This window comes from Fodinibius sp. GM21, from assembly GCF_058386955.1.
Genome location: NZ_JBYEIQ010000002.1, coordinates 101,593 through 124,250 on the forward strand (window position 1 = coordinate 101,593; position 22,658 = coordinate 124,250).

The window sequence follows — 22,658 nt, forward strand, 5'->3', positions numbered from 1 at the left end:
TTAAAATGAAAGACTAACACGGGGTTTGCCAAATATTTAATACAGATTTACAGATGGATGTAACAGCACTTAGTAAATTTATGAGCTATATATTGCGCCATCATCCCGAGGATATTGGCTTGGAGGTGGATGATAATGGCTGGGCCGAGGTATCTGAGCTGATTAAAAAGTCTCAAGATGAAGGAAGAAATTTAGACCGGGATGCTATTCAACAAATCCTTGAAAACAGTTCGAAGCAGCGATTTATTTTGAGCAGTGATGGTAAATACATCCGAGCAGGCTATGGTCATTCCATTGATGTGGATTTGCAGTTAAAACCGAAAGCCCCGCCCGAAAAATTATATCACGGAACGGCTCGGGATAATGTGGCATCGATTTTTGCGGATGGTATTCAAGCCCGAAGTCGAAATTTTGTTCATCTATCCACTACTGTTGATGAAGCTCTTAATGTAGGTGGGCGACATGGAGAACCAAAGATCCTTTTGGTGTTTGCAGGACAGATGAGTCACAAGGGGTATGATTTTTATCAATCCGAAAGTGAGGGAAGTATCTGGTTAACGAGCTATGTGCCGTATCAATATATTGAAGAGCTCTAAAAAAACGGAGAAAGGAAATGAACTTTAATCCTCACAATCTTAGTACAGCAACAGGGGTATGTTATTCGTATATTACCTCACTGATGAGGAAGTTGTATAACATATGGTTGGTCGTTTTTGCCGTTGCATTGTTTAGCCACTCGTTGGTACAGGCCCAGCCTCTGATGGAGGAAAGGGCTGCTGTTTCACCCGCGAAAGAAGAAAATGAGCAATCCACACATCCCCTTGCACAGCCGAACCTGTTTAATGTTTTCCATCCGTTAGAAAGTGGATTAAGTGTATCCAATATTCCTGCTCCCTTGCTCTCGGCAGAGGAGCGAGAAAAGTTGGCAGGTTATAAATTTATTGCATTAGCTGCAGAAAATTGGACAACCGTTTATCTGCAGATTTATCATTTTGTAGATCGATCTCCTCTCCTTTTAAAATTTATTTTTCCCTTCCACGCCTTTCTATAGCTGTTTTAATGTACAGCAGGCTATCAAACTCAGAATATTTTGATAGCCTTCGCCATCATAAATTGATATAACCGAAATTTGAGAAAGTAATGGAGTCGGTATATCAGAATCTTACTTTTAAAACAGTTTTGAACAATGAATATAGATTTAACAACGATAATTATCAGTGCGATTGCATCACTGTTCTTTATTATTCCGATCGTAATCGACCAAGTTAAGAAGAGAAGGGAGGATGAATCCAAAAAGGAAACCTCCTAATTCCAAACTAAAATAAAATCAATAAAAAAGCCGCGGGGACCCGCGGCTTTTAATTTAATAAGTCAGCCGGTTCCTATTAATTCACTTCAATCTTTTTACCGGCTTTCTCTTTCAATTTGGGTACCGTAATTGTCAGTACCCCGTTGTCATAAGTGGCACTGATGTTTTCTTCATCAATAACATTGGGTAGTGGCAGCGAGCGTTCAAACTTGCCAAAGCGGCTTTCAATACGATGATACTTGGTACCTTCTTCTTCTGTTAGTTTGCGCTCACCACTTATGGTTATCGTATTGTTTTCAAACCCGATGTTTATATCGTTTTTGCTCATTCCCGGTAGAGCAGCTGTTATCTCGAACTCTTTGTCTGTTTCATAGACGTTGAGTTCGGGTACAAATGTTCCTTTGCTCCACGAGAATGCATCTTCCATCATTTCATCGAGCATATCAGAGAATCGAAGCGGACTCGTACTGCGACTTCGTCCTCGATCGCTGAATAATGTTGGGAATTTGTTTTGTCTCATCAGCATAGCAAATACCTCCTAACGTATTTCATTTAGCAGTTCTAATTACTCATGAGTGTGATGGATATTCATCACATTCTCATTGTTATGGGTACAAACGCTGTGCCAGTGCCATTTAGCTTGAAATTTTGACAAAAGGGCCAGTATCAGATAGTATTTTTTGGCAAACATAAACTGCAAAAAAGTCATTGAAGACTCTGGAGCCGTTTTTTTAATTGCTGGGCTGCGGATACGTATCCCCCGCCACTGCCATCCACAAAATGGATGTGATCGCGATGATATTGAAAAACCATGCAGGTTATCATGGCTGCATCGGTTAAGTGCATACCGTAAGCCAACTTCCCCTCATTAAATTGCTCATTCAAAAACGCTTCGAACTTCTGACGTTGAGATTTTCTGCCGCTGATTACTACCCGCAGCATATCGTCAAATTTGCGGTGATCAGAATTTAAGGCCAGATCTGATTTATAGAGCGACCAATCGGTGGCCGCCGTTTCATAATTTAGCGCCATTAATACTTTGCCGATAATGGTTTGAAGCTGAACTTTAAGGATGTAACCGATGCGTTTTAGCCAGCTCTGATCGTGTGTTCGAAATCGGGCTTCTTCCATAAGTTTGGAGAAAGATAACGTCATGGAAAGACCGGGTATGTTTATGGGATTGGTTTTATCATCAAAACCAAAGGTCGCGCGCATCTTTTGAAATACTTGCTCGTAAATTTCTTGAGGCTGACCTATAGTTGGATTGCATTTTACCATCATGGTGATGACTTCGTTTTGAGGTTGCTTCACCTTTTGCCAGCGGCATTCCAGCCCACTAAAATCTACTGTTTGGGGATCTTCTAAGGCAGGGACCCGAAAAGTATCAGAATCCGGCTTTTTTAATAGTTCTTCTGCGAAATTTAAGCCGCCGCCCGAAAAAATTGCTTGCCTATAGAATTCAGATACCCGATATCGGGCAACCTGTATGTCATATCCTTGGTCACGAATATATGAAAGGGGAATAATTGCCGCCCGTAAATCGAGATCGTACTCCAATTTTCCTATGGTTTTGCATCCTCCTAAAACACGCCGGGTATCCCTTAGCAAGTTGGGCGGCAGGCAAAACGAAGCACCGTCTCCGCCAAATGTAAATGGGATCCTTTCACGATCAGCTACGTTCAAGATCCCCACTATGGGTGATGCGCCCAAGATATTTACAGCCTCATAACGATCATTGCTAATAGCGTCGGTGGAGTTTACAATGTCGGTTACGGCTACGTACCAATCATCGGGAAGGGGGTGGAAATTTTCTTGATTTGAAGCATCAAAAAAATTTTCAATAACCGGAAGATTTGCGTAAAAGTTATTGCTTTCTACCAAAGTAATTGTGTTTATTCCCTTTTTGTAAGCCACCAAAACATACAAAAAGTATTCGGTTGGGATGGAATTATTGTATTAGCGGTCGTGAGGTTTTAATGACTGTGGATCGATCTCTATTTTTTGATTTCCTTTTTGGCAATTTCGGTAACGATAGCCCTATGCTTCAGGTATTCTTTCAGGGAATATTGTTCATCCCGCCATTTTACGTTAATCGTTCGAAACTCAGAGCGCAGTTTATACCAATTAGTGAGTTATTGGGGGCACACTGTGGAATATAAGTTGTCAGTATTTTCTCGAAAATGGGTCAAAAAACATTTCTTTTATGGAGCTGTAATAAATTCGCTTGATGTGTTTGACGGTCCGTTGGTCCATGATGCGACAATCTAAAAACGATGGATGTAAACTGTATTGTCACCGGGATGGAAATAATTGAATATTATTATCTACCCCTCCTATAGATGCTTCCACTCGTTATTTTCGGTAAAAAGCTGGGAGTGAAACTGATCCATAATTTGGCAAGAATTTACAATTCCGCCGCAGTAACCCGGTTCAAGGGCAATGGTAACACCATCAATATTTGGTAGAATATGCTGAAAAACCGGCTTTGATATATCGACGACTTGTTTGATTTCTTTATCGGAGTAGCGATTGAAGTCTTCAGAGTAATGTTGTTTACCCTTGCCGTGGATAAAATAGTCGAGGTCGATATCAAAGAATATATTTTGGTCGCTTCGCTCGAGCAGAAATTCCTGGAACCGATCAAGATCACGGAACTCAAAAATGCCGTGATCATTTCCATTCCTGTCTTTAACGGTGCTCTGTTGATAGTCCGTTGTGTTTTGAAGCAGTACAATATCTCCAATTATGTTGAGCCAGGAAGCACATAAAATATGGCCGTCATTGGTTTGGTCAAATTGTGCCCAGACGTAATTAGCCACATCAAAGTGATTGCTTTGGTCCAACTGTGTTAATCTTTTTTTCTGATCGTCAGGGACCGGAGCCAGATCACGATGCCAGTCGATGGTAATGAGCGTTGGTGCGGATTGTTTAAGATGCTCGTTTTTACTGAGGGAATTTCGCCATTTCATCCAAAAAAAGAAGGCAAAGCGGTGCTCCATGATAATGGCTTTTTCGATAGAACGGTCGATGCCACCGGGATGAGTGACCTGCTCGAGATGCGTGCCGGGCGGGTTGCAGCTATGGGTTTCCTTGTTCTCGTACATATGATACCGTTGAGTTAATGACGAAATCTAAGAATATGACCCCGTAATTTATAAGAGATTCGATGAAGTTCAAGCATGCTGGTTTGAATACTAATAAGTTTATGTTCTGATGGATTAACCGTATTTTTGGGGCTTCATTTCAGACAACACCCAATTGGTATCACCTTAGTGAACTATCTTAGTTTTGCCCTCAGAGAAAAACGCATATTGTCGTTTGGGCTCTCTTTTACATTTATGTCCAGCTTTGGACAAACATTTCTGATCTCCCTGTTTGTCCCCTACTTTTTGAAGGATTTTTCCCTTTCCAACGCTACTTTCGGCAGTTTTTATTCCGTTGCTACACTCACAAGTGCAGGTTTATTGCCCTACCTGGGAAAGTGGATAGATGACCTGCCGCTTCGAATGTACAGCCAGATGGTGGCAGCCGGATTGCTGGTGGCAAGTATTACGGTAGCCTTATCCTGGCATGTGGCATTATTATTTGTGGGATTGGTACTGCTTCGTTTATCGGGGCAAGGGCTTAGTAGCCATACTGCTCAGACCGCCATGGCACGCTATTTTGTACATCAGCGGGGGAAAGCCCTAAGTATTTCCAGTCTGGGATATCCTATTGGGGAAGGCATTTTGCCATTGGCTATTGCAGGACTGCTGGGTATTTTTAGCTGGCGCATGACCTGGGGAATTATTGTGTTAGTAATTGCCCTGGTCTTTATACCGCTTGTTCGTTTTATTCTCAGTAGTCGCAAGTATAGAAATGTTGATGATACGGGCGAAGACTCTCAAGCTACTGATAACAGCTGGCAAATATACCGTATGTTAGCCCAGGATTACCGTATCTGGCTGGTAACACCTGTAGTTCTATTACCGCCCTTTTGGGCAACAGGACTGTTTTTGTATCAGGTATCAATCGCTGAGCAGCTGGGATGGTCGGCAACATTAATCGCTTCGGCTTTTGTAGCCTTTGCTGCCAGCCGAGTGGTAAGCTCCATCTCCATAGGTCCGTTGATTGATTATTTTAGTGCAAAAACACTTATCCCCTATTATGTGCTTCCCTTTGGGGCCGGATTGGTATTTGCCTATTATCATCCCGGAAGCTGGTCTGCCTTTGCCTACATGTTACTTATAGGTGTAACGATGGGGATGGGGAGCAATATAAAGTCAGCGCTATGGGCTGAGCTTTATGGTACCGATATTATTGGTACCGTGCGATCACTTTTTTCTTCGCTTATGGTTTTGAGTACAGCGCTGTGTCCATTTTTAATGGGTTGGGCCATTGATAAAGGAATGGCAATGGAATCAATTATATTCATAGCAATTGCGACTATAGGTTTTGCTACGTTAATGGCTTATGCTGCATTTAATTTTTCGAATGAGCGAGCAATTTGAATATGGGTATGAGCAATAAAAATTTGTTGAGAACAAGTATGGCCTTTGCCTAAGCTGAGATCAGATACTGTTATCCTAAATAATAGTCGGGGAACGCCATTACTTTTTTTATAATTATATGTGGTTTAGGATTAATTTATTAGCATAATTCAATATTAAATCGTTTAATAAGAAAGAACAATTAATAATAAAAAAGGGGTATTATGTTAGATCGATTACGTTCTTCTAAGTTAGGTGAATTCGTAGATGCTGGAACATCTGCAGCCATTTTCCGTATTTTTGTTGCTTTCTTTATGTTATACGGTCACGGTTGGGGGAAATTAATGAGTGTTTTTGGAGGCGAATTTCAATTTTTGGATCCCATAGGGATTGGGCCAACAGCATCATTGATTCTGGCTGCCTTTGCCGAAGCAATTTGTTCGCTTTTAATTATAGCTGGATTCTGGACTCGTCTGGCTTCGTTGATATTAACCATCAATATGGCAGTGGCTGTATTCTTTGTACATCTGCCCGGTGGTGACTGGTTTGGCGATATGGAACTTCCGGTACTATATTTACTATCTTTTATTGTTATTTTCTTGCTTGGACCCGGTAAATACTCCATGGATAAAAGTTAGAAATTAGTTCGAAAGAAAAACTTTAGAGAGGGAGAGTATCTTGAGGTACTCTCCCTTTTATATGTTCGTTTCTAAAAATGGATCTTTTACGTCGATACAAATATATCTGTCTGACCATATTCTTAAGCCTGTTCATGTTAGTTTTGGGTTGCGGTCAGCGTGCTGAGAAGGTATCACATGATCAAAGTAGTGCAATAAAACATTCTACAATACCCAGTTTTGAGTCTGTAGATACGGATGATGTTTTTGTATATAACTGTGGTGATACTCTTACGTTCACTGCTCACGTAACCAAGGACAGTACCTGGCTTTTTTTGTCTGATACGACGCTCAAAGTATTGCCCGTAGAAGCCGGGTCGGGTGCTCGCTACGAAGGAGGTTCTTATCTATACTGGAGCAAGGGTGATGAGGCCATCTTTCAAAAACCAAAAGGATCATTTACAACTTGTCAATCTGTACCCCAAGAGCGTTCGTGGGCAGCAGCGAAACTCCGAGGAGTAGACCTTAGGGCCTTGGGACAGGAACCTGGCTGGTTTTTAGAGCTTAAAAGAGATAGTCTGCTTACGTACGTGGGAAACTATGGCAGGGACACTTTAATCGTCGAGTCCCCGGCCCCGGATACAGGCGACCACGGCAGGCGAACGGTGTATCGGGTAAAAAATGCGCAGCAATCACTAAAACTGGTGATAGCAGATACTCCCTGTACGGATAGTATGAGCGGCTTTGATTTCCCGCAAACCGTAACAGTAACTGTAGACGGTGAAACCTACAGAGGATGCGGCCGATATTTACAGTAGATTATTTTTTGAATGGTTATTGAAGATGGTCAACAAGTTCCCAGAGTTCAACCTTAATGAGATCCCGGGTGTTATAAATCGTTTTAAAAAGCTCGGGGACGTTGCTATTTTGACCCATGGTTTGTTGGATAATTTCTTCGTTCAAGCCAAACTCGAAATGTTCCAGCTCCTTAAAATGATTGCCGGTCGCAAAATTGTAGCCATAATTCATCCCCGATGGCAAAATGAGGGAATATACTTCCCAGCCGGCCATGCGATCCTGTTCAATACGTTCCAAGTGGATGGGCTTGGCTATTTCATCCTCCAGCATTAAATAGTCGGGGTCTTTGCCCGGTGCCACCTTCATGTAGTCCATCGATATATATCGGCTTGGCGTTGAGCCTGTATCGGCAAAAGCACTATTTCTAACTCTCCATATTTCGGACTTAATAAGGGTGGCAAGTTTGGAAAGTTGTTTCGTACTCCCTTTGGTTGTAGTCGTAGGGACAAAACCGGGTGCATTGCTGTCAGAAAAGTAATCACCCAAATTATTTATGGATGAAGAGACAGTGATACTCACAAAATTATAATTGCTTTTTTCTCCTCCCGGAAACTTTACCTTGTATAGATACCATCCTTTGACATCATCGTTTTCAAGAAGAGAGGAAAATCCCGATGTAAGATCCCTGTCAACTACCTTCAAAAACCGATCGAGTTGGGTTTGGTTAACTTTCAGGTAGTCAATCTTTTTGTAAAGATCCCCCCCTGTTTGTCCAAATGAAGATGCGAAAAAGACGAAGCACAATACAAAAGATAAGAGTAGTTTCTTCATGTCAGCCCCCTGCTTTTTTATGAAGTTGTACTTTCAATTAAAACAATTTGAAGTACAAATGCACTATTCAACTTTTCTAATTAAAAGTTAGACCTAACTACAGTAAAGTAAACAAGTTATAAAAGGTTGTCTTGGTATTTTAATACAATCAATTTTTATTTAAGAATTAAAATGTTTTCTTAAAAAAGCCTTAAGATTGATAGATGTGCTTGGGCAGTAAGATTTTTTACCTTTAAAAATGACGTTAAATATACATAGAGAGCCTAAAATGAAATTTTTTAAGAAACTATGTTTCCTATTAATAGTTTCTCTCATTTTGTGGAGTTGTGGTTCCGGTGGAGGAACAGGACCTGACAATGGTGGTGGGGATAATAATGGGGGGAATGACCCGGAACCCGTTGAGTATAGTTTGACAGTACTAAAAACCCCTTCTGATGGCGGTTCGGTAGATCCCAGCAGTGGAACGTTTGAAGAAGAGACAGACGTAACAATTGAGGCTATGGCAAATGAGGGATTTACTTTTCGAGAGTGGACCGGAGACGTCGATACCCAAGAAAACCCGGTAACTGTTACGATCACCGAAGATACGGAGATCACGGCTAACTTCGATGATCTGCGGTCGGTATATACGGTGCAGATGTTTGCCATCAGCACCGGAGATTCGGTTGATCTTAGGTTTGGACAGTCAAGCCGGGGCAGTGATGGTTATGATAGTGGAGTAGATCAGGATGCGCCGCCGGCCCCACCTGGGGACGCCCTGCACGCTTATTTCGAAATTGATGATCTTAATCTGTACAGAGATTTTCGCAGCAATATCGACCAGCAGGTAGTGTGGACATTAAAATACCAGGTCGCCAGCGGAGAGGACTTAACGTTGGAGTGGGAGATTGTAAATGATTCTCAAATTGAAGGTAATTTAGTGCTTACTGATCAGTCGGGAACGGTGGAGGTTGATATGCGGAATAATACCACCCATACCGAGAGTGGAACAACATCAGGAACACTGTTTATCAACTATACTTTGTGACAAGCAAAGTTGGTGATTATTTACGGCAGTGAAGGGATAGAGTCTATCATACCAAAATTTTCGAGTCCCATCCACAGCAAAAATAACAGGTAGCAGAAAATAAGGCTGGCTGACTCCCATCTGTCTAATGTCATATCAGTGCGCAAGAAACTAAACAAGAGGAGGGTCCCCAGCGTAAGAGCGCCCATCAGCGGAGCGGCAACAGAAAAGTTAATAACCGTAGCGCCGGCAATAAGAACACCTGCGGGAATGCAGACAAGCAGGTCGAAAATATTGCTGCCCAGCACATTTGCCGTTGATGTTATAGGGTCTCCTTTTTGGGCTTTCTTTATGCTCACAAAAGCATCGGGGATGCTGGTACCGGCGGCAACGACCGATAGTCCCCATAGAAACGAAGGTGTGCCCAGTAGATCCCCGAATTCGATAGCCGAGCGAACCAACAGTTCTACCCCGATTAAAATAACCGCCAAGCTAACAATGAGCATCCCCCACTCTTTTATCGGGTTGATATTGCTCGAATCGCGCTCCGAAACGTAGTCCATCGTATCTTGATACTGTATAAAGATGTAGAAACCGTAGAGGAGTAGCGGTAGCAAGGCCAGCGATCGGTCCATTTCTCCCAAGATGATCCCTTCTGTAGCGCCAATGGGATTAAAAATAGCGGCAAAGGAAAAAGTGATGATCAATACGGCTACGGATATAATGTAAAACTGAGCCTCTTTATACACAAGGTCCCGGTTTGATTCCAGCGGATCTTTAGAAACTAATCCGGCAGCGGCGGGGATAATGAGAATGTTGAAAATAGCAGAACCTACAATAGCTGCAACCCCTAAGTCAAACTCTCCATGCAGGATAGTGGAAAGTACGACGGTAGCCAGTTCGGGGAAGCTGGATCCAATAGCGACGATCAGTGCTCCCTGTACAATGTCGGGTAGTTCGTAATAAGTTGATAACCCTTCGCTGGCATGTTCCAGCCAACCGCTTCCCTTCCACAGAATTCCGGTTGCGACAATAGCTACCGCCGTCCACAGCAGTAAAGAAAGTATCATTGTTTATTCCCAGGTATGTTAATCTTGTGAAAACCAATAAATGAAGATTAATGGTATCAAAAAAATAAAATAGGCCTCTTCATATCGGGGCAAGTACCGCGGCAGCTAAAAATTTATAACCTGGTATCCTTTGACGATAAAGTTTCGCAGGCTGGGATGCTGATCGAATTCATCCAAGAGGTCAATATCTGATGCCTTGACCTCTTTAAGTACGCCAAATGCTTTTGCGCAAAATCGGCAGGCTCCGTAAATATTTCCTTTCACAGCATTATAAAGCGGATGGGCGTCGTGGTCCTTGTCTTCTAACTTAGGAATCCACTCAGTTCCTGCACCGTCAAAGATGATTTTCACCTCGTCATTGTTTTCCTGCAGTTCTTTAGCAAGTTCGAGAGCATTAACAACCCGTCCTAACGATTCTTGAGATTCTGTACCGGCCAAAACAACGATAGCTACTTTATTCATACATCAAAAGTTCTTTTTGGGATTGGTAATACCTATTGATGACTATGAAAGTCGAACTCTTACCTTTTAAAAATAGAAAAAAGCCCTTGCAGAGTGATGAGGCAACATTTTTAGTCTATACCTTTGCCAATAGTTTGCTTCAGGTGTATCTGCGGAAAACCCTGTTACATGTGGAACGAGTTGCAGGAGGTTTATTGATTGTGGCAAGGATCTACGACCAACCGGTACTGGCGTAATAGAGGCAGACTAAAAAAGTAAGATGATTAGTTTTGATTCCATCAAATGACTGAACATTTAATTATGAAATAAAATAGAGAAACTATGGATCAATTAAATAAACTATCGGGAATAGCTCACTGGTTACCACGCTTATCATTGGCAGCAATTTTTATTTATCACGGGTTCCCCAAAGTAGCGATGACTGGAGATGTATCCGCAATGATGGGGATGCCTTTTGCAATGGTACTAATACTTGGGGTTGCTGAAATTGGCGGTGCTTTACTAATGCTTTGGGGCGGTTTCGGTCCCGAATGGACCACTCGTGTTGCTGGATCAATATTTACAGTGATCATGATTGGGGCTATTGTGATGGTACATGCCCAATATGGCTGGAACTCAATTAATATGGGCAATAATGGGGGCCGTGGAATGGAATTTCAGGTACTAATTATAGCTGTATCGCTGCTATATGCATTTAAAGGAAATGCGTTAAATAGAAAAGTCGAAGCTTTGGAGATAAATTAATACCAGAAAGTACGATATCCCTATTAAAGCGGGTGGCTGGAAATGCCATCCGCAACTTTCTTTTTACTATGCTAATAACCTATCAGAACCTACCCCAAAGAAAAAACTCTCCCCAAGCAAACCAGTAACTTGTAAATGCAACAGCTGGAGTTAGCTGCTCTCCTTTTCGAGGACCTTCAACAGCATATCCAAAAACATCCCATCGGTTACCTTCGTCATCAGTAAGAATAACAGGAAGAGCATTTTGGACAGGCTGGAAATCTGGCTTTGTCCCATCGGATAATGCTCTTTTAAAGGCTACCGCGAAGTTTAGGGAAGCACTTCCCACAACGATATAATCAGCATGCCGGGTGCTTGTTTGTTGAAGGTTTATTCCGGTTCCAAAATTGTCAATAACGAAATTCTGGGTGTCCAATATGCCATCATTAGAGTCAATGATACCAAAGACACGTTCTTTGTACCCCCTTCCGCCAAGAGCTTTTTCCTCCGCACTAATCGGGAATAAAGGTGGAGAATCTTCATCCAGGTAATCTTCCCCGTACAGGTATCCCTGATATCCTAAGTTGCCAAAGCCGGTATCTCTGGAGAGCACCTGTGCGTTGGGAAACATCTGTTTCCAGGTAGACCAGGTAGTTTCAATTACCTGAAATGTCTCCAACGCTGTTCCGGATCTTTCTCCCCTGACTCCCTGCATTAGCATCTGCGAATAGTGGGTATCGGTTTTACGGTCATAAGGGATTAAGTTATTTCTGAATAATAGTCCCGATACCCCAAACTCAACAGCTTCACCATCAATAGTACGATCCCAGGCGATTCCGCTGCCCGTTAAGGGACAATAGGTTACACAAATAGGCTGGTTACCAATTTGATCATTTATTATTTCATGGAAGTCCAACACTTGGTGGGGATATCCTTTTATGGTATTACCGATTCGAACTCCTACAATGAGTCGCTCATCCTGAACGTAATCGATCTCTGAAGTAGGTTTAAATTTTGGTTCATCCACCGAGGGGATTCCATCTTTGGACACTCCGCCATTGATGACTTCATCGTCAGGAAGAAGCCATTCTGATTGATCAGCCGGATCGTCTGATGAAGAAGATTCAGAGTTGCTTGTCACCGAACTGCATCCTAGAAACCCTGACAGTATAAGTGTAATGCTCAGTATCCTAATGAAATACATAATGATGGTACCTTATTGTTAAAAGATTACTTTTTGGCCAAAGTTATAAAACAGTGACAGTGATGCGGTGTAACTGGTTGTCGGTTGCAAACCATTGAGATATTGATAGACAGGTATCTTCCCGGAAGCTTTAATGGATAAGCCGTCGGTAAGTTGATACTTCAGTGCAGGTTCTAAATTAATCCATTTGCCACCAGTATTGGGTAGCTTGTTATTGTTTCGTTCATCTGAACTGGTAGATCGGTAATTTATGACGCCGATATAAGACAGGTTCGAAGTAATTTTATCAGTTACACCAATGTTAACCAACAGTTCATTCCCAAATTCGTAGTTGTCATTGGTTGAAAACCGCTCCGTACTGCCTGTAGCTCGATAGGTGCTGAAAAGAAATAGATTAATAGTCGAAGCGGGGGCAAAGGTTTTGGAAAAGTATGACCAGGCAACCCCATCCCATGCTCCGGTACCCGGCTGCATATCAAGGTTAAGCGCGATTCCGTCATTGGTCAGTGAACTTCTTCCAAAAGGTATTTTAGCCCCACCGCCAATGGCCAGCTGATACTGCTCTTTGATTGTATTTTGATGAAGAACATATTTCAATAACACGAGTCCGTCGCCAATTCCGGTTGTAATAAGTTCGTCATTGCTTTGTAGTCCCAACCGGCGTTTTCGTACATAGGTTGCCGTTCCTGAGACCGTTAAGCGATCTGTAATGCCATAATTTAATTCAATAAGAGTTGACTGGGTACTTCTCTTAACTGTTTGATTAGTTAACTTGTTATTTGCTCGATACAATTCGGAAATTTGATTGTGCTCGTAGGTTATACCCAATAACAAGTTGCCTTGCGAGGTAGTGCTTACGCTTTGTGAACTAATTAGCGGAGCCCCTGCGCAGCTACAGGTCTGAGAAAGGCTTACTCCCGGCAGTATCATACCCAAAACTAATGATGTGATCCATATTTTCAGATAATTATGCATACCGCTGAATATTTACTAAGGTTGAGATGTGGGTTACTAATATCTCCAAAAAATCCTCATCTAACCTTTTGACGAATTAGGGATACGTTTTCTTACTCGAATACTTTTAAATTTAAAAGTGATTGCGTGAGGGACCGTTTAAAAAATTTATCTATTAGGGTAGACAAGGAGGCTGTAATGAGAAAAAAGCGGGAGGAATGATATTTAGGCCTCAGTTTTATTCATCACTTAACACTTCAAATGTTGATAGGCATAGTGCTATTTAAGTGAGTGGCGTTTGGCAAAGCTGTTTGAAAAAGAATCTGACCTTAGAAAGTGCTCATAAGGTTAGTCCTGACCATTTTCAATATTTCGGAGTGCCTCAAGTAACGCCTGATATTCTTCACGGCAGCTGCCGCATTTATCAAGGTGATCTTTTACCAGGGGCTTGGCTTCGGCGGGCGATTTGCCGGCCAGCTCCATTTCGGCAAACTCATGGAGCTCCTCAAAGCATTCATCACAGCCGATCTCATGTTCAGTCGCCATCTGGGCTGATTTGATCAGGCTCTTTAATATGTCGGGCGTCAGTTCCATATAATAAGTTGGTGATATCTTTTGTTACTCATCATCACTGATGGTATTAAGTGTTTAAATCTTACAGTTTATCAAGCATTTTATCGGGATCAATACCTTCAAGCTCTAATTTTGTTTTTATTTTGAGTCTTGCGTCGTGGACAAGCTTATATAAGGCATTTCGGTTGGTATCCATCTGTTTGACAACAACGGGTACCGGAAGTCCTTGAATCATCAAAGCGTTTATGGCTTTCTTCTGTTTGGTGGTGAGCTCTTGATTGATGATCTGCATCACCTTGTCCACCAACTGCGATTCGTGCAGTGAGCGGTCGGGACTGGTATCATCACTGGCTACTGAGAGAGAGAAGACTTCACGACTTTCATCAGTGGGTTTTAAATCTTCAATCGAAATATCATCATAACGCTTTAGGCGGAGCTCGGTAAGCCCTTCACGCACTGCAATTTTCATAGCCCAGGTAATGAGCTTGCTCTCACCGCGAAAGGTGTCGATATTATCTAGAATTTTGAGCAATGCATCTTGAGCTACATCCTCAACAAACTGATCCAGTTCACGGTCAACGTATTTATGCAACGCCGGTTTAAGGCCACGGACTAACTTTTCCCGCAGTAATTCCACAGCTTGTTCATCTGCGGGAGGTTTCAGGGCTTCAACCCATTCTTCATTTGTATCGTAAGATTTGTTACTCTTACGATATCTCTTAAACCAATTGAGCATATTGCATATATTAATTGCCTTTGAGCGTATATAAATAAATATAGTTGTGATCGTATTCAACAAGAAAAATTATTCCAAATCAAACAGGCTATGAAAAATAGGATTTGAGTGAAGTCAGAATGTAAATCTGGCGGCGCGGCAGTGCTCCAGGCTGCACACCATGTTTCTTCGGCCGAAGCGGTGGCAACGATCGCCGCACCCAGTAATTCTGAACATGTGGCCCATCTTCTCATGGATGAAAAGATGAGATCGAGAAGAAGGGGAAAGCCCGTCTCAAGTTGGCTGGACGTGTCTTTACTATTAAGAAGCAGTTTTTGGATGATTGGAAAGAGCAAGCAATGAACACGGTAGTTGAAAACCTTGAAAAGCCGTTGGTGATCTTTTGTTCCCCCCATTGACCAAACAGTGGGCATTGATAATGCGGCCCATATCTACAAGTTGGCAAAGCATCCAAAAAATTTCATTTCGCTGGACAATGCCGACCACCTGTTAAGTAACGAAGAGGATGCCAAATATGTGGGTTCGGTGGCTGCAGCCTGGGTCGACCGTTATTTATAAAACTATTTTAAATCCGCATTACGAGGTATGAGGTTCCAGCTATACCCTACCCCGGTTAGGAGCTCAAAACTATTTTCAGGACCATGAATAAGTGATCCGGACGACAAGCCTCAATCGGAATAGGTGGATTTTTGCACTAATACTAATCATTGTATGTGCAAGCATATAATTGATTTTCCCTCAAGCTATTTAATTACAGGGGTTTTGAAGTAGATTAAGTTGGGTTTTAAAATAGTAACCGGGAGTTATTTTTTTAGATTTGCCGCAATAGTATATTAAGGCATGCTTAAGCAAGGGATTACTGTGACAAATTTATCTATATGATATTAGCTGTAGGGCTTCCGTTTTTAAATGAGCTTGTGGCACTCTTCCTGGTGAGTGTGGGTATTGCCTACCTGTGTTATAAGCTTAACCTGGTGCCGATTGTTGGATTTTTGATTGCCGGTGTAATAATTGGGCCCAATGCCCTGGCGTTGGTCCCGGACCAAGAACTCGTAGATATACTTGCTGAGATAGGAGTGATCCTATTGTTGTTTACCATTGGTATAGAATTCAGTCTAGAAAAATTAAATCGCATCCGGAAGGCGATCATAATAGGGGGCGGATTTCAGGTGACTGTCACTACGTTGGTCGTCGTAGGTTTACTGTCGTTTTTTGAGGTATCATTAAACACATCCATTTATACAGGATTTCTGGTAGCACTGAGCAGTACGGCCATTGTGTTGGGACTCTTCGCCCAGCGCAAAGAAACCGATACTCCCACCGGTCAGCTTTCGTTGGCCGTACTTATTTTCCAGGATTTAGCAATTGTTGTAATGGTATTGCTGGTCCCAATTCTGGCCGGACAATCCGAAACGGGATATGATGTATTTTGGATACTTGGAAAAGCTGTCCTCCTCATTTTAGTCGTTATCATCTTGGCTCGACGTATTGTTCCATGGATACTAGAGAAAGTAGCAAAAACAAGAAGTCAGGAACTGTTTTTATTAACAGTAGTAACGTTTTGTTTTGGTACCGTCGCGCTTAGCAGTATGGCAAATGTGAGTCTGGCGCTTGGGGCGTTTTTGGCCGGATTAGTGGTGAGTGAAAGCGAATTCAGCGAGCAGGCGCTCAGCGAAATACTACCGCTGCGTACGATTTTCAATGCCGTGTTTTTTGTCTCAGTAGGGATGTTGCTTGACCTTAGCTATGTGATAGAATATCCTCTCCTGCTGCTCGGAATTGCAGCTTTTGTGATCTTATTAAAGGTGGTTATTACTTCGGCTGGGTTACTAACGCTCGGTTACCCTGTACGCATCGCGGCGGCTTCAGGATTGGCACTGGCACAAATTGGTGAATTTTCTTTTGTACTCGAGCGAGCAGGACGAGTAGCCGGAATGTCTCCGGCCGGGACCGGGGAATTGGGTTCGCAAATATTTATTGCTGTATCAGTATTATTAATGATTGGAACCCCTTTTATGCTTAATGCCGGTCCAAAATTGGGTGAATTACTATCGCGTACCGCATTAGATAAATTGGGTCAGGATTCAAAAGGGGAGAGCAAAAAAAGTCGGAGAAGCCTGGAGGATCATGTAATTATTGTCGGATATGGGCCTGCCGGCCGTCACTTGGAGCAGGTATTGCATGAAACCGGAATTCCCTATGTAATTATTGAGATGAATCCTGATTCGGTTGAAGAGATGAGAGCAAATGATATTGCTGCTATTTATGGAGATGCGGGTCGCATCCACATACTTGAAAAGGCCGGCATCGACAAGGCCAAGATAGTGGTCGTTGCCACCAACGATCCTTCGACAAGCCCGAAAATCATCAGGATAGCACGCCATCAAAATCCAACGCTTCAAATAATCGTGCGTACCCGGTACCTGTCAGATGTCGATCACCTTGAGAGCTTGGGAGCCGACAACGTAATCCCGGAGGAGATGGAGACCACGGTACGCATCTTCTCACAGGTGCTGGGAGCGTATAGAGTACCGCAGGATGAAATTGAAGATTATATCAAAACTCTGCGGGCGCATGATTATGAAATTCTGAGGAATCGTGTTCAGGATGCTCATCTGATGGGGCTTCAGGGACTGGATGATGAAGGTTTGCATACGCGGGCAGTTGTTATACGAGAGGGGGCGCCGGTAGCTGAGAAAACGTTGCAAGAATTAAAGCTTCGTAATAATTACAATTTAACCGTACTGGCTGTTAAAAGGGATGGTAAAACTATTGGCAATCCCGCCGGGAATTTTAAACTACACGCCGGCGACCGACTGGTGATAGTAGGTTTGGCAGAACGCTTTGCAGAATGTGCAGAGCTATTCAGGGTGCCTCAGGGAGGCTAGATTTACTATGGGGATATGTAATCAAATTAATAAACCATCCCTTTTTTTCTATTCGAATGGGAGTAACATTCTTCAATGCAATGTTTGCATCCGTTAGAAAAAATGAATCCCACACTTTTTGCTTTTAAAACGGCGCTGGTGCAAGTAAGGTGAAGTCCCAAATCGTACAATTGATTTTTGCCAGGCAAGTTTTTGCAATCAGAATTATGTACTTCTGTATTGCCTCTGACGTTTGTTTTAGTGTTAACATAATAATTTTCCATGCTCTCTTGGTTAAGAAGTGATTGACAAACCTAAAAACAATGTAGAGATCTGATATTTAAAAGTAAATATACTTTTAAACTTATTATTGCTTAAAGAAGGAGAGAACCACTGGGCAAAGCCAAAAGGCGGAGACTGACTTACTAAAGACCTCCTGTCTTCTCAAAACACTAGATAGAAATGATATCTCGCTTTTACTCTAATCGTTTATTATTTAGTTGGCAGGCACATATTTAAGACGCTATAAGCACAAGACGTTTAGCTTTGAAGAGATTTACGATGAATATTAAAGTCTACATGAACCGTTTTCTGTTAATTTGCGTCACCGTGCTACTTCTTTTGCTTGCATGGGAGGCATTATCGGGCGGTATAGATCAATACCCGCGATCAAAAACCATGGGACAACAAGTTGAGACTATTATACAACTCGCGCTTGGAGTTTTTTGCATACTAACCGTTTTGACAATCTTCTGGTGGCAGGAATGGGCAAAGCCAGTTCGAGTGGCTTGGGCTATCACGCTGGTAGCAGTCGTCGTTCTTTCCTCCTTGGTTTGGGGGCCGTTTATGCCAATCACAACACTTGTGCTTACAGCATTAGCCTTACTTATTGCTTTGGCCGTTATATGGGCGCTGAAACACCTGTCTGACAGATGAATTTACTAATAAAATATATTCGTGGCTTTCAAATAGATGAAAATAGAACAGTAATATTTTTACCTGACTACCTAGTCGTTTCAAACTTCTAAAACCTGCGAAAATCACCACATTGCAACTTGAATCCTTCAACCTTTATTAAACATTCATTCCCCTTCACTATATTAAGTTGTTTTCAAATCAATTGCTCAATCTCTAGATACAGAATATAATGATCGTACTTGTGATCAATTGCGGCAGTTCATCCGTAAAATACAATCTCATTGAAACCTCGGACCAAAAGGAGATCTGCTCCGGTATCGTGGAACGTATCGGTGCGGTCACTTCCATTGTTAAACATGAGCCTGCAGGATTTAAATCAGTAAAAGATACGCGTAAGATCGAAAATCACGTGAAGGCTCTGGAGGAAATTATGAATTTTCTCATGGATTCAGACAATACGGCAATTTCATCGACGGATGATATTAAAGCTGTTGGTCACCGGGTTGTTCACGGCGGTGAAATGTTCAAAGACTCGGTTCTCATTGATGAAGATGTCAAGGATGCTATCAGGCAGGCATTCGACCTGGCTCCGCTTCATAATCCCCCGAATTTAAAAGGAATAGAAGCCGCAATGAAGTATCTGCCTGAAATACCCCATGTTGCGGTATTTGATACGGCATTTCACCACTCACTTCCTGCCAAAGCTTATCTTTACGGCATTCCAAACCGGCTATATCGCCGTTATAAAATTCGGAAATATGGATTTCACGGGACATCACACTATTATGTGAGCCGACAATATTACAATGTCACCGACAAATCCGTGGAGGATACCAAGGTGATTACCTGTCACCTGGGAAACGGGGCTTCCGTTGCAGCTGTAAAAGGCGGCAAGTCGATTGATACGTCGATGGGCTTCACTCCACTGTCAGGATTAGTAATGGGCACCCGTTCAGGTGACATTGACCCGTCTATCCTCTTTTACCTGGTTGAAAAAGAAGAACTGTCTCTCAATAACCTACATGCATTGTTGAACAAGCATAGCGGTTTATTGGGACTGAGCGGTTATGCAGCAGATATGAGAGAACTCACTGAAGAAGCAAAACGGGGAGACCGTCGCTGCCAGCAGGCAATTGATGTATTCTGCTATGACTTAAAGAAATATATCGGATCGTATATTGCTGCTTTGAACGGGTGTGATGCCATTATTTTTACCGCCGGAATCGGAGAAAATTCGGCAATGGTCCGCCGGCAGTCTCTTGAGCAAATGGAAGCACTGGGTATTGAAATTGATCCTGAAAAAAATGAATCAACGGAATCGGGCAAGATGCAGAAAATAAGCAGTGGTTCATCCAAAACAGAAGTTTGGGTCATTCCCACCAATGAAGAGTTGGTTATTGCCATAGACACGGCAAAAATTGCCCAGGCCTCCGATCAATCTCCATGGGTGTAGCACAGATCCTTTCTGTATTTTGAGAAACCGTAACTGAATTTCTTGCCTTAACAATATGCAGTGGGGCAGGATACATCCCGCTCGCTCCCCAAAGTGGCAACGCAACTAGAGAGCACCTTACACCCTGCATTAATATTGGTTGGAAGTTCTTAGCTCTGTTATTCAATTTAGGTGACCTGCTTCTATTGTTGGACTTTCATTCAAATAGATAAGCCCATAACCCATTTCGAATTAAAGGCTTAAAAAAATACGCCCGCAAGGATTCGAACCCTCAGCCTTCTGATCCAAAGTTATAAAAGAAACGGCTATTATAGTCTATTAGGTCAATATATAGGGATTGATGTATCACCAAAAATGAACTATATGATTTAAATTAATTTACTACCCTCAAGATGATGGATTAAAAACACTTACTATAAAGTAAAAGGGGGCTAACTCAAAGGTAAGCCCCCTTTCATTAATCTGCCAATAAATCAGAATTAAGCTGCCTGAAACTCCAGCTTTTCCGCCTCAAAGGCTTCATCGAGCGGAGTATTCGCTAGATGATTGGTATAGTTGCTGATTGTTTTTAACGCAATAATCAGGTTGACCTCCAGCACATTTTTCTTGCTGTATCCAGCCTCGATAAATGCCTGCAGATCCTCCTCATCTACGAACCCTCTGCTTGAAACAGCCTTTGTGACATAAGTAACCAGAGCATTGAGTTTTTCATCAGGCACTGGATCACCATTACGTACTGCATTTACGATCGCCTCATCAACATTTAGCTGATTCTTCAAAATCGTAGAATGGATGGCCGAGCAGTAATGACATTTGTTTTCAATGCTTACGGCCAAAATTGCCAGCTGCTGCTCGACGGGCGAAAAGTCGGTTTTGCCGACAATCTCATTCAATGTGAGATACCCTTCCAACACAGCCGGAGCTTCGGCAAATTCGCCCAACAGGTTGGGGACGAATCCGAAATTTTCTTTGGCTGCTTTTAAGAGTGGTTTAGCGTCTTCAGGTGCATTATCAATATTGTGAATTGGAAAATTCATAATAGTATTCGGTTTGTTGTTACTTGTTATTAGTGGATAAATTCTTATGCGGTAGCTTTTGCCTGTTTGGGTGGGTTGGTGAACTCTTGATTCACCCAAAAGATCAGTGGCAGGGCAAAAGCGAAGTGACGCAGCAGCGTTACAACTGGCGTCATCGGTGATTGGTTAATACCGGCGACACCCGCACCAAGTAGGGGCAGCATAAACAGCCAGACCAAGGCAATGGTCTCTGCTGTTACAAAGATGAGCGGTCGCACCCAATATGGACCCCACAGGTGAGGAGCAATGGCGGTGTAAAGAATGGCCAGTAATATTCCGTTTCCGTAATGACCAAAAATTCCATAGACAAATCCCAGTCCTGTTTTTTGCCCCAGCAGACCGGGGATGTCCCACCATTGGCCGGTAAAGAGAAAGCCAACGATATCAAATAAAATAGTTCCGATTATTCCAGCGATAATCGCCTTCTTCCAGTTTAATTCTTTCATAGCACAAGTTGGTTTGTTTCAATTTTGATTCTGCTCCAATATGACTGAAACAAACCGGAAGGCGAATGACCACTATTCCCGTATCCTTATCAATTTTTCCCTTATTTGAAGATGCTTCGAGATGGGAGGCTACAAAAACGAATAATGATAAAGCATAACAGTGAGGTAAGAGTAGGCAGAAGTGTCAATCCTCCTGACCTCCTTCTCCAAGGAGGAACTCCTTTCTATTTTAAAGAGTCTTTTAAACCCTACATATCAGCTTTGTTGCGATACTGCAACGGCGACAGGCCGGTCTCTTTTTTGAAGAAACGGCTAAAATGAGCGGGCTCTTCAAAGCCCAATTCAAAGGCAATTTCCTTGGCGAACTTATCGGTTTTGGAGAGTTGACGCTTGGCTTCGAGGGCAATGCGGTAGTGAATCATCTCCAGGGGCGTCTTATGCCCGGCATCCGCAAATACATTCGACAGGGTTTTCGGTGATTTATACAGCATCTCGGCGTAATCACTCACTTGATGATATTCCCTGAAATGCTGCTCCACCAAAATATTAAACCGGCGGATCAGCTCTGTTTGTTTGGTTCCCACGGATTCGGGAAATAGTTGCTTGCGGGCCAGCCGCGTTCCTTTAATAATCAAACGTTTTAACAACATCCGCAGCATCTCTCCCTGGATTCGGTCTTTCGTTTCCATTTCATCAATAAGTATCTGAAATAGCGACTCGAATTTCGGTTTTTGTTCCTCCTCAAGCTGTATTACCGGCAGTTCAGAGGATCCCCAAAAGAGCAGACCTTCGCAGGAGACCTCATGGTCATTCTCGTGGATGCAGTAAAACTCCCGATTAAACAAGAGTACATAGTAATCTCCTCCAAGGTCGGATAGGTTGGGGTTTTGGATGGGCGTAAGGCAGATCATCTGATCCCGCTCCAGTGGCAGCTGTTCGCCGTCAATATCGAGCGTCATCTTCGTCCCGCGATTCCAGATCACTCTGAAAAAATCTTCTCCTACAAATCGATGAAGGTCCGCTTCCTGATCGGCTAACACAATCCGGCTGTCGAGCTCGGTATCTCGGTAGGTTTTAATCATTAGCTACTTAGTAGTAATTACATTTAATCGAACTTATAGATAGCTATACCCTCAACATTCTTAC

The 22,658-nt window shown here is 42.6% G+C and carries 26 protein-coding genes; 13 read left to right on the forward strand and 13 right to left on the reverse strand.

Translation table 11 applies throughout. From position 1 onward, the window contains the following. The first annotated feature begins 53 nt into the window (after positions 1 to 53). The 3 genes from ACT3IB_RS04165 to ACT3IB_RS04175 all read left to right on the forward strand — a co-directional run bounded on the left by ACT3IB_RS04165 (position 54) and on the right by ACT3IB_RS04175 (position 1,309). On the forward strand, positions 54 to 596 hold the full coding sequence (locus tag ACT3IB_RS04165; protein WP_491537771.1) for an RNA 2'-phosphotransferase: 543 nt from the start codon (positions 54 to 56) through the stop codon (positions 594 to 596). Positions 597 to 613: 17 nt separating this feature from the next. Further along, positions 614 to 1,051, forward strand: coding sequence for a hypothetical protein (locus ACT3IB_RS04170; protein ID WP_491537772.1), 438 nt, complete (start codon positions 614 to 616; stop codon positions 1,049 to 1,051). Positions 1,052 to 1,186: 135 nt separating this feature from the next. Further along, entirely contained in the window at positions 1,187 to 1,309 is a 123-nt protein-coding gene (locus ACT3IB_RS04175; protein ID WP_491537773.1) for a hypothetical protein, read from the forward strand. 76 nt (positions 1,310 to 1,385) lie between these two features. Here ACT3IB_RS04175 and ACT3IB_RS04180 read toward each other — a convergent pair whose 3' ends face one another. The 3 genes from ACT3IB_RS04180 to ACT3IB_RS04190 form a co-directional block, all read right to left on the reverse strand. Continuing rightward, positions 1,386 to 1,829 (reverse strand): Hsp20/alpha crystallin family protein, encoded by a 444-nt coding sequence (locus tag ACT3IB_RS04180; RefSeq protein ID WP_491537774.1) that lies wholly within the window; start codon positions 1,827 to 1,829, stop codon positions 1,386 to 1,388. A gap of 185 nt (positions 1,830 to 2,014) precedes the next feature. Further along, a complete protein-coding gene (locus tag ACT3IB_RS04185) occupies positions 2,015 to 3,223 on the reverse strand; it encodes a DUF3095 domain-containing protein (RefSeq protein ID WP_491537775.1) in 1,209 nt (402 codons plus the stop codon). Between the two features lie 419 nt (positions 3,224 to 3,642). After that, the gene (locus ACT3IB_RS04190; RefSeq protein ID WP_491537776.1) at positions 3,643 to 4,413 is read right to left on the reverse strand and encodes a hypothetical protein; all 771 of its coding nucleotides are present in this window, start codon (positions 4,411 to 4,413) and stop codon (positions 3,643 to 3,645) included. A 168-nt stretch (positions 4,414 to 4,581) separates the two neighbouring features. Between ACT3IB_RS04190 and ACT3IB_RS04195 the strand changes: the two genes are divergently transcribed. From ACT3IB_RS04195 to ACT3IB_RS04205, 3 genes are all read left to right on the forward strand, one after another. Further along, positions 4,582 to 5,799 (forward strand): MFS transporter, encoded by a 1,218-nt coding sequence (locus tag ACT3IB_RS04195; protein WP_491537777.1) that lies wholly within the window; start codon positions 4,582 to 4,584, stop codon positions 5,797 to 5,799. A gap of 203 nt (positions 5,800 to 6,002) precedes the next feature. Then, positions 6,003 to 6,416 carry a DoxX family protein gene (locus ACT3IB_RS04200; protein WP_491537778.1) on the forward strand — a complete coding sequence of 138 codons (414 nt, stop codon included), beginning with the start codon at positions 6,003 to 6,005 and terminating at the stop codon, positions 6,414 to 6,416. A 77-nt stretch (positions 6,417 to 6,493) separates the two neighbouring features. Beyond that, the gene (locus ACT3IB_RS04205; protein WP_491537779.1) at positions 6,494 to 7,213 is read left to right on the forward strand and encodes an MliC family protein; all 720 of its coding nucleotides are present in this window, start codon (positions 6,494 to 6,496) and stop codon (positions 7,211 to 7,213) included. Positions 7,214 to 7,229: 16 nt separating this feature from the next. Here the strand turns inward: ACT3IB_RS04205 and ACT3IB_RS04210 are convergent, their stop codons facing one another. Beyond that, positions 7,230 to 8,024: a hypothetical protein gene (locus tag ACT3IB_RS04210; protein ID WP_491537780.1), complete on the reverse strand. Its 795-nt coding sequence runs from the start codon at positions 8,022 to 8,024 to the stop codon at positions 7,230 to 7,232. Positions 8,025 to 8,292: 268 nt separating this feature from the next. On the opposite strand from ACT3IB_RS04210, the gene ACT3IB_RS04215 reads away from it, so the two are divergent. Further along, positions 8,293 to 9,051, forward strand: coding sequence for an InlB B-repeat-containing protein (locus ACT3IB_RS04215; RefSeq protein WP_491537781.1), 759 nt, complete (start codon positions 8,293 to 8,295; stop codon positions 9,049 to 9,051). A 20-nt stretch (positions 9,052 to 9,071) separates the two neighbouring features. Here ACT3IB_RS04215 and ACT3IB_RS04220 read toward each other — a convergent pair whose 3' ends face one another. Together ACT3IB_RS04220 and ACT3IB_RS04225 are read right to left on the reverse strand one after the other, a co-directional pair. Further along, a complete protein-coding gene (locus ACT3IB_RS04220; protein WP_491537782.1) occupies positions 9,072 to 10,100 on the reverse strand; it encodes a sodium:calcium antiporter in 1,029 nt (342 codons plus the stop codon). A gap of 105 nt (positions 10,101 to 10,205) precedes the next feature. Continuing rightward, positions 10,206 to 10,562, reverse strand: a complete 357-nt coding sequence (locus tag ACT3IB_RS04225; RefSeq protein WP_491537783.1) for a DsrE family protein — start codon at positions 10,560 to 10,562, stop codon at positions 10,206 to 10,208. 44 nt (positions 10,563 to 10,606) lie between these two features. On the opposite strand from ACT3IB_RS04225, the gene ACT3IB_RS04230 reads away from it, so the two are divergent. Together ACT3IB_RS04230 and ACT3IB_RS04235 are read left to right on the forward strand one after the other, a co-directional pair. Beyond that, positions 10,607 to 10,798, forward strand: a complete 192-nt coding sequence (locus tag ACT3IB_RS04230; protein WP_491537784.1) for a hypothetical protein — start codon at positions 10,607 to 10,609, stop codon at positions 10,796 to 10,798. A gap of 85 nt (positions 10,799 to 10,883) precedes the next feature. Further along, positions 10,884 to 11,306, forward strand: coding sequence for a DoxX family protein (locus tag ACT3IB_RS04235; RefSeq protein WP_491537785.1), 423 nt, complete (start codon positions 10,884 to 10,886; stop codon positions 11,304 to 11,306). A gap of 82 nt (positions 11,307 to 11,388) precedes the next feature. Here the strand turns inward: ACT3IB_RS04235 and ACT3IB_RS04240 are convergent, their stop codons facing one another. From ACT3IB_RS04240 to ACT3IB_RS04255, 4 genes are all read right to left on the reverse strand, one after another. Then, entirely contained in the window at positions 11,389 to 12,426 is a 1,038-nt protein-coding gene (locus ACT3IB_RS04240) for a DUF3179 domain-containing protein (RefSeq protein ID WP_491537786.1), read from the reverse strand. Between the two features lie 81 nt (positions 12,427 to 12,507). Next, positions 12,508 to 13,464: a transporter gene (locus ACT3IB_RS04245; RefSeq protein WP_491537787.1), complete on the reverse strand. Its 957-nt coding sequence runs from the start codon at positions 13,462 to 13,464 to the stop codon at positions 12,508 to 12,510. A 327-nt stretch (positions 13,465 to 13,791) separates the two neighbouring features. Next, the gene (locus tag ACT3IB_RS04250) at positions 13,792 to 13,989 is read right to left on the reverse strand and encodes a hypothetical protein (RefSeq protein ID WP_491537788.1); all 198 of its coding nucleotides are present in this window, start codon (positions 13,987 to 13,989) and stop codon (positions 13,792 to 13,794) included. A 109-nt stretch (positions 13,990 to 14,098) separates the two neighbouring features. Beyond that, positions 14,099 to 14,752, reverse strand: coding sequence for an RNA polymerase sigma factor (locus tag ACT3IB_RS04255; RefSeq protein WP_491537789.1), 654 nt, complete (start codon positions 14,750 to 14,752; stop codon positions 14,099 to 14,101). A 405-nt stretch (positions 14,753 to 15,157) separates the two neighbouring features. On the opposite strand from ACT3IB_RS04255, the gene ACT3IB_RS04260 reads away from it, so the two are divergent. The 4 genes from ACT3IB_RS04260 to ACT3IB_RS04275 all read left to right on the forward strand — a co-directional run bounded on the left by ACT3IB_RS04260 (position 15,158) and on the right by ACT3IB_RS04275 (position 19,990). Further along, on the forward strand, positions 15,158 to 15,310 hold the full coding sequence (locus ACT3IB_RS04260) for a hypothetical protein (protein ID WP_491537790.1): 153 nt from the start codon (positions 15,158 to 15,160) through the stop codon (positions 15,308 to 15,310). Positions 15,311 to 15,630: 320 nt separating this feature from the next. Then, positions 15,631 to 17,640, forward strand: a complete 2,010-nt coding sequence (locus tag ACT3IB_RS04265; protein ID WP_491537791.1) for a monovalent cation:proton antiporter family protein — start codon at positions 15,631 to 15,633, stop codon at positions 17,638 to 17,640. A 588-nt stretch (positions 17,641 to 18,228) separates the two neighbouring features. Then, positions 18,229 to 18,555 carry a hypothetical protein gene (locus ACT3IB_RS04270; RefSeq protein ID WP_491537792.1) on the forward strand — a complete coding sequence of 109 codons (327 nt, stop codon included), beginning with the start codon at positions 18,229 to 18,231 and terminating at the stop codon, positions 18,553 to 18,555. Between the two features lie 211 nt (positions 18,556 to 18,766). After that, positions 18,767 to 19,990, forward strand: coding sequence for an acetate/propionate family kinase (locus tag ACT3IB_RS04275; RefSeq protein ID WP_491537793.1), 1,224 nt, complete (start codon positions 18,767 to 18,769; stop codon positions 19,988 to 19,990). A 479-nt stretch (positions 19,991 to 20,469) separates the two neighbouring features. On the opposite strand, the gene ACT3IB_RS04280 is transcribed toward ACT3IB_RS04275, so the two are convergent. The 3 genes from ACT3IB_RS04280 to ACT3IB_RS04290 all read right to left on the reverse strand — a co-directional run bounded on the left by ACT3IB_RS04280 (position 20,470) and on the right by ACT3IB_RS04290 (position 22,594). Further along, positions 20,470 to 21,027, reverse strand: coding sequence for a carboxymuconolactone decarboxylase family protein (locus ACT3IB_RS04280; protein WP_491537794.1), 558 nt, complete (start codon positions 21,025 to 21,027; stop codon positions 20,470 to 20,472). 44 nt (positions 21,028 to 21,071) lie between these two features. Next, complete coding sequence (locus ACT3IB_RS04285; protein ID WP_491537795.1) at positions 21,072 to 21,512, reverse strand: hypothetical protein; 441 nt, start codon at positions 21,510 to 21,512, stop codon at positions 21,072 to 21,074. A 248-nt stretch (positions 21,513 to 21,760) separates the two neighbouring features. After that, positions 21,761 to 22,594 carry a helix-turn-helix domain-containing protein gene (locus ACT3IB_RS04290; RefSeq protein WP_491537796.1) on the reverse strand — a complete coding sequence of 278 codons (834 nt, stop codon included), beginning with the start codon at positions 22,592 to 22,594 and terminating at the stop codon, positions 21,761 to 21,763. Positions 22,595 to 22,658 lie beyond the last annotated feature (64 nt).

What these genes read in the sequence shown, in the direction of transcription:
- ACT3IB_RS04225 (WP_491537783.1), bottom strand. Translation starts at nt 10,562, where the DNA reads ATGAATAAAGTAGCTATCGTTGTTTTGGCCGGTACAGAATCTCAAGAA.
- ACT3IB_RS04205 (WP_491537779.1), top strand. Translation starts at nt 6,494, where the DNA reads ATGGATCTTTTACGTCGATACAAATATATCTGTCTGACCATATTCTTA.
- ACT3IB_RS04215 (WP_491537781.1), top strand. Translation starts at nt 8,293, where the DNA reads ATGAAATTTTTTAAGAAACTATGTTTCCTATTAATAGTTTCTCTCATT.
- ACT3IB_RS04285 (WP_491537795.1), bottom strand. Translation starts at nt 21,512, where the DNA reads ATGAAAGAATTAAACTGGAAGAAGGCGATTATCGCTGGAATAATCGGA.
- ACT3IB_RS04220 (WP_491537782.1), bottom strand. Translation starts at nt 10,100, where the DNA reads ATGATACTTTCTTTACTGCTGTGGACGGCGGTAGCTATTGTCGCAACC.
- ACT3IB_RS04280 (WP_491537794.1), bottom strand. Translation starts at nt 21,027, where the DNA reads ATGAATTTTCCAATTCACAATATTGATAATGCACCTGAAGACGCTAAA.
- ACT3IB_RS04230 (WP_491537784.1), top strand. Translation starts at nt 10,607, where the DNA reads ATGAAAGTCGAACTCTTACCTTTTAAAAATAGAAAAAAGCCCTTGCAG.
- ACT3IB_RS04170 (WP_491537772.1), top strand. Translation starts at nt 614, where the DNA reads ATGAACTTTAATCCTCACAATCTTAGTACAGCAACAGGGGTATGTTAT.
- ACT3IB_RS04165 (WP_491537771.1), top strand. Translation starts at nt 54, where the DNA reads ATGGATGTAACAGCACTTAGTAAATTTATGAGCTATATATTGCGCCAT.
- ACT3IB_RS04250 (WP_491537788.1), bottom strand. Translation starts at nt 13,989, where the DNA reads ATGGCGACTGAACATGAGATCGGCTGTGATGAATGCTTTGAGGAGCTC.
- ACT3IB_RS04290 (WP_491537796.1), bottom strand. Translation starts at nt 22,594, where the DNA reads ATGATTAAAACCTACCGAGATACCGAGCTCGACAGCCGGATTGTGTTA.
- ACT3IB_RS04190 (WP_491537776.1), bottom strand. Translation starts at nt 4,413, where the DNA reads ATGTACGAGAACAAGGAAACCCATAGCTGCAACCCGCCCGGCACGCAT.
- ACT3IB_RS04235 (WP_491537785.1), top strand. Translation starts at nt 10,884, where the DNA reads ATGGATCAATTAAATAAACTATCGGGAATAGCTCACTGGTTACCACGC.
- ACT3IB_RS04275 (WP_491537793.1), top strand. Translation starts at nt 18,767, where the DNA reads ATGATCGTACTTGTGATCAATTGCGGCAGTTCATCCGTAAAATACAAT.
- ACT3IB_RS04180 (WP_491537774.1), bottom strand. Translation starts at nt 1,829, where the DNA reads ATGAGACAAAACAAATTCCCAACATTATTCAGCGATCGAGGACGAAGT.
- ACT3IB_RS04210 (WP_491537780.1), bottom strand. Translation starts at nt 8,024, where the DNA reads ATGAAGAAACTACTCTTATCTTTTGTATTGTGCTTCGTCTTTTTCGCA.
- ACT3IB_RS04245 (WP_491537787.1), bottom strand. Translation starts at nt 13,464, where the DNA reads ATGCATAATTATCTGAAAATATGGATCACATCATTAGTTTTGGGTATG.
- ACT3IB_RS04175 (WP_491537773.1), top strand. Translation starts at nt 1,187, where the DNA reads ATGAATATAGATTTAACAACGATAATTATCAGTGCGATTGCATCACTG.
- ACT3IB_RS04255 (WP_491537789.1), bottom strand. Translation starts at nt 14,752, where the DNA reads ATGCTCAATTGGTTTAAGAGATATCGTAAGAGTAACAAATCTTACGAT.
- ACT3IB_RS04265 (WP_491537791.1), top strand. Translation starts at nt 15,631, where the DNA reads ATGATATTAGCTGTAGGGCTTCCGTTTTTAAATGAGCTTGTGGCACTC.
- ACT3IB_RS04200 (WP_491537778.1), top strand. Translation starts at nt 6,003, where the DNA reads ATGTTAGATCGATTACGTTCTTCTAAGTTAGGTGAATTCGTAGATGCT.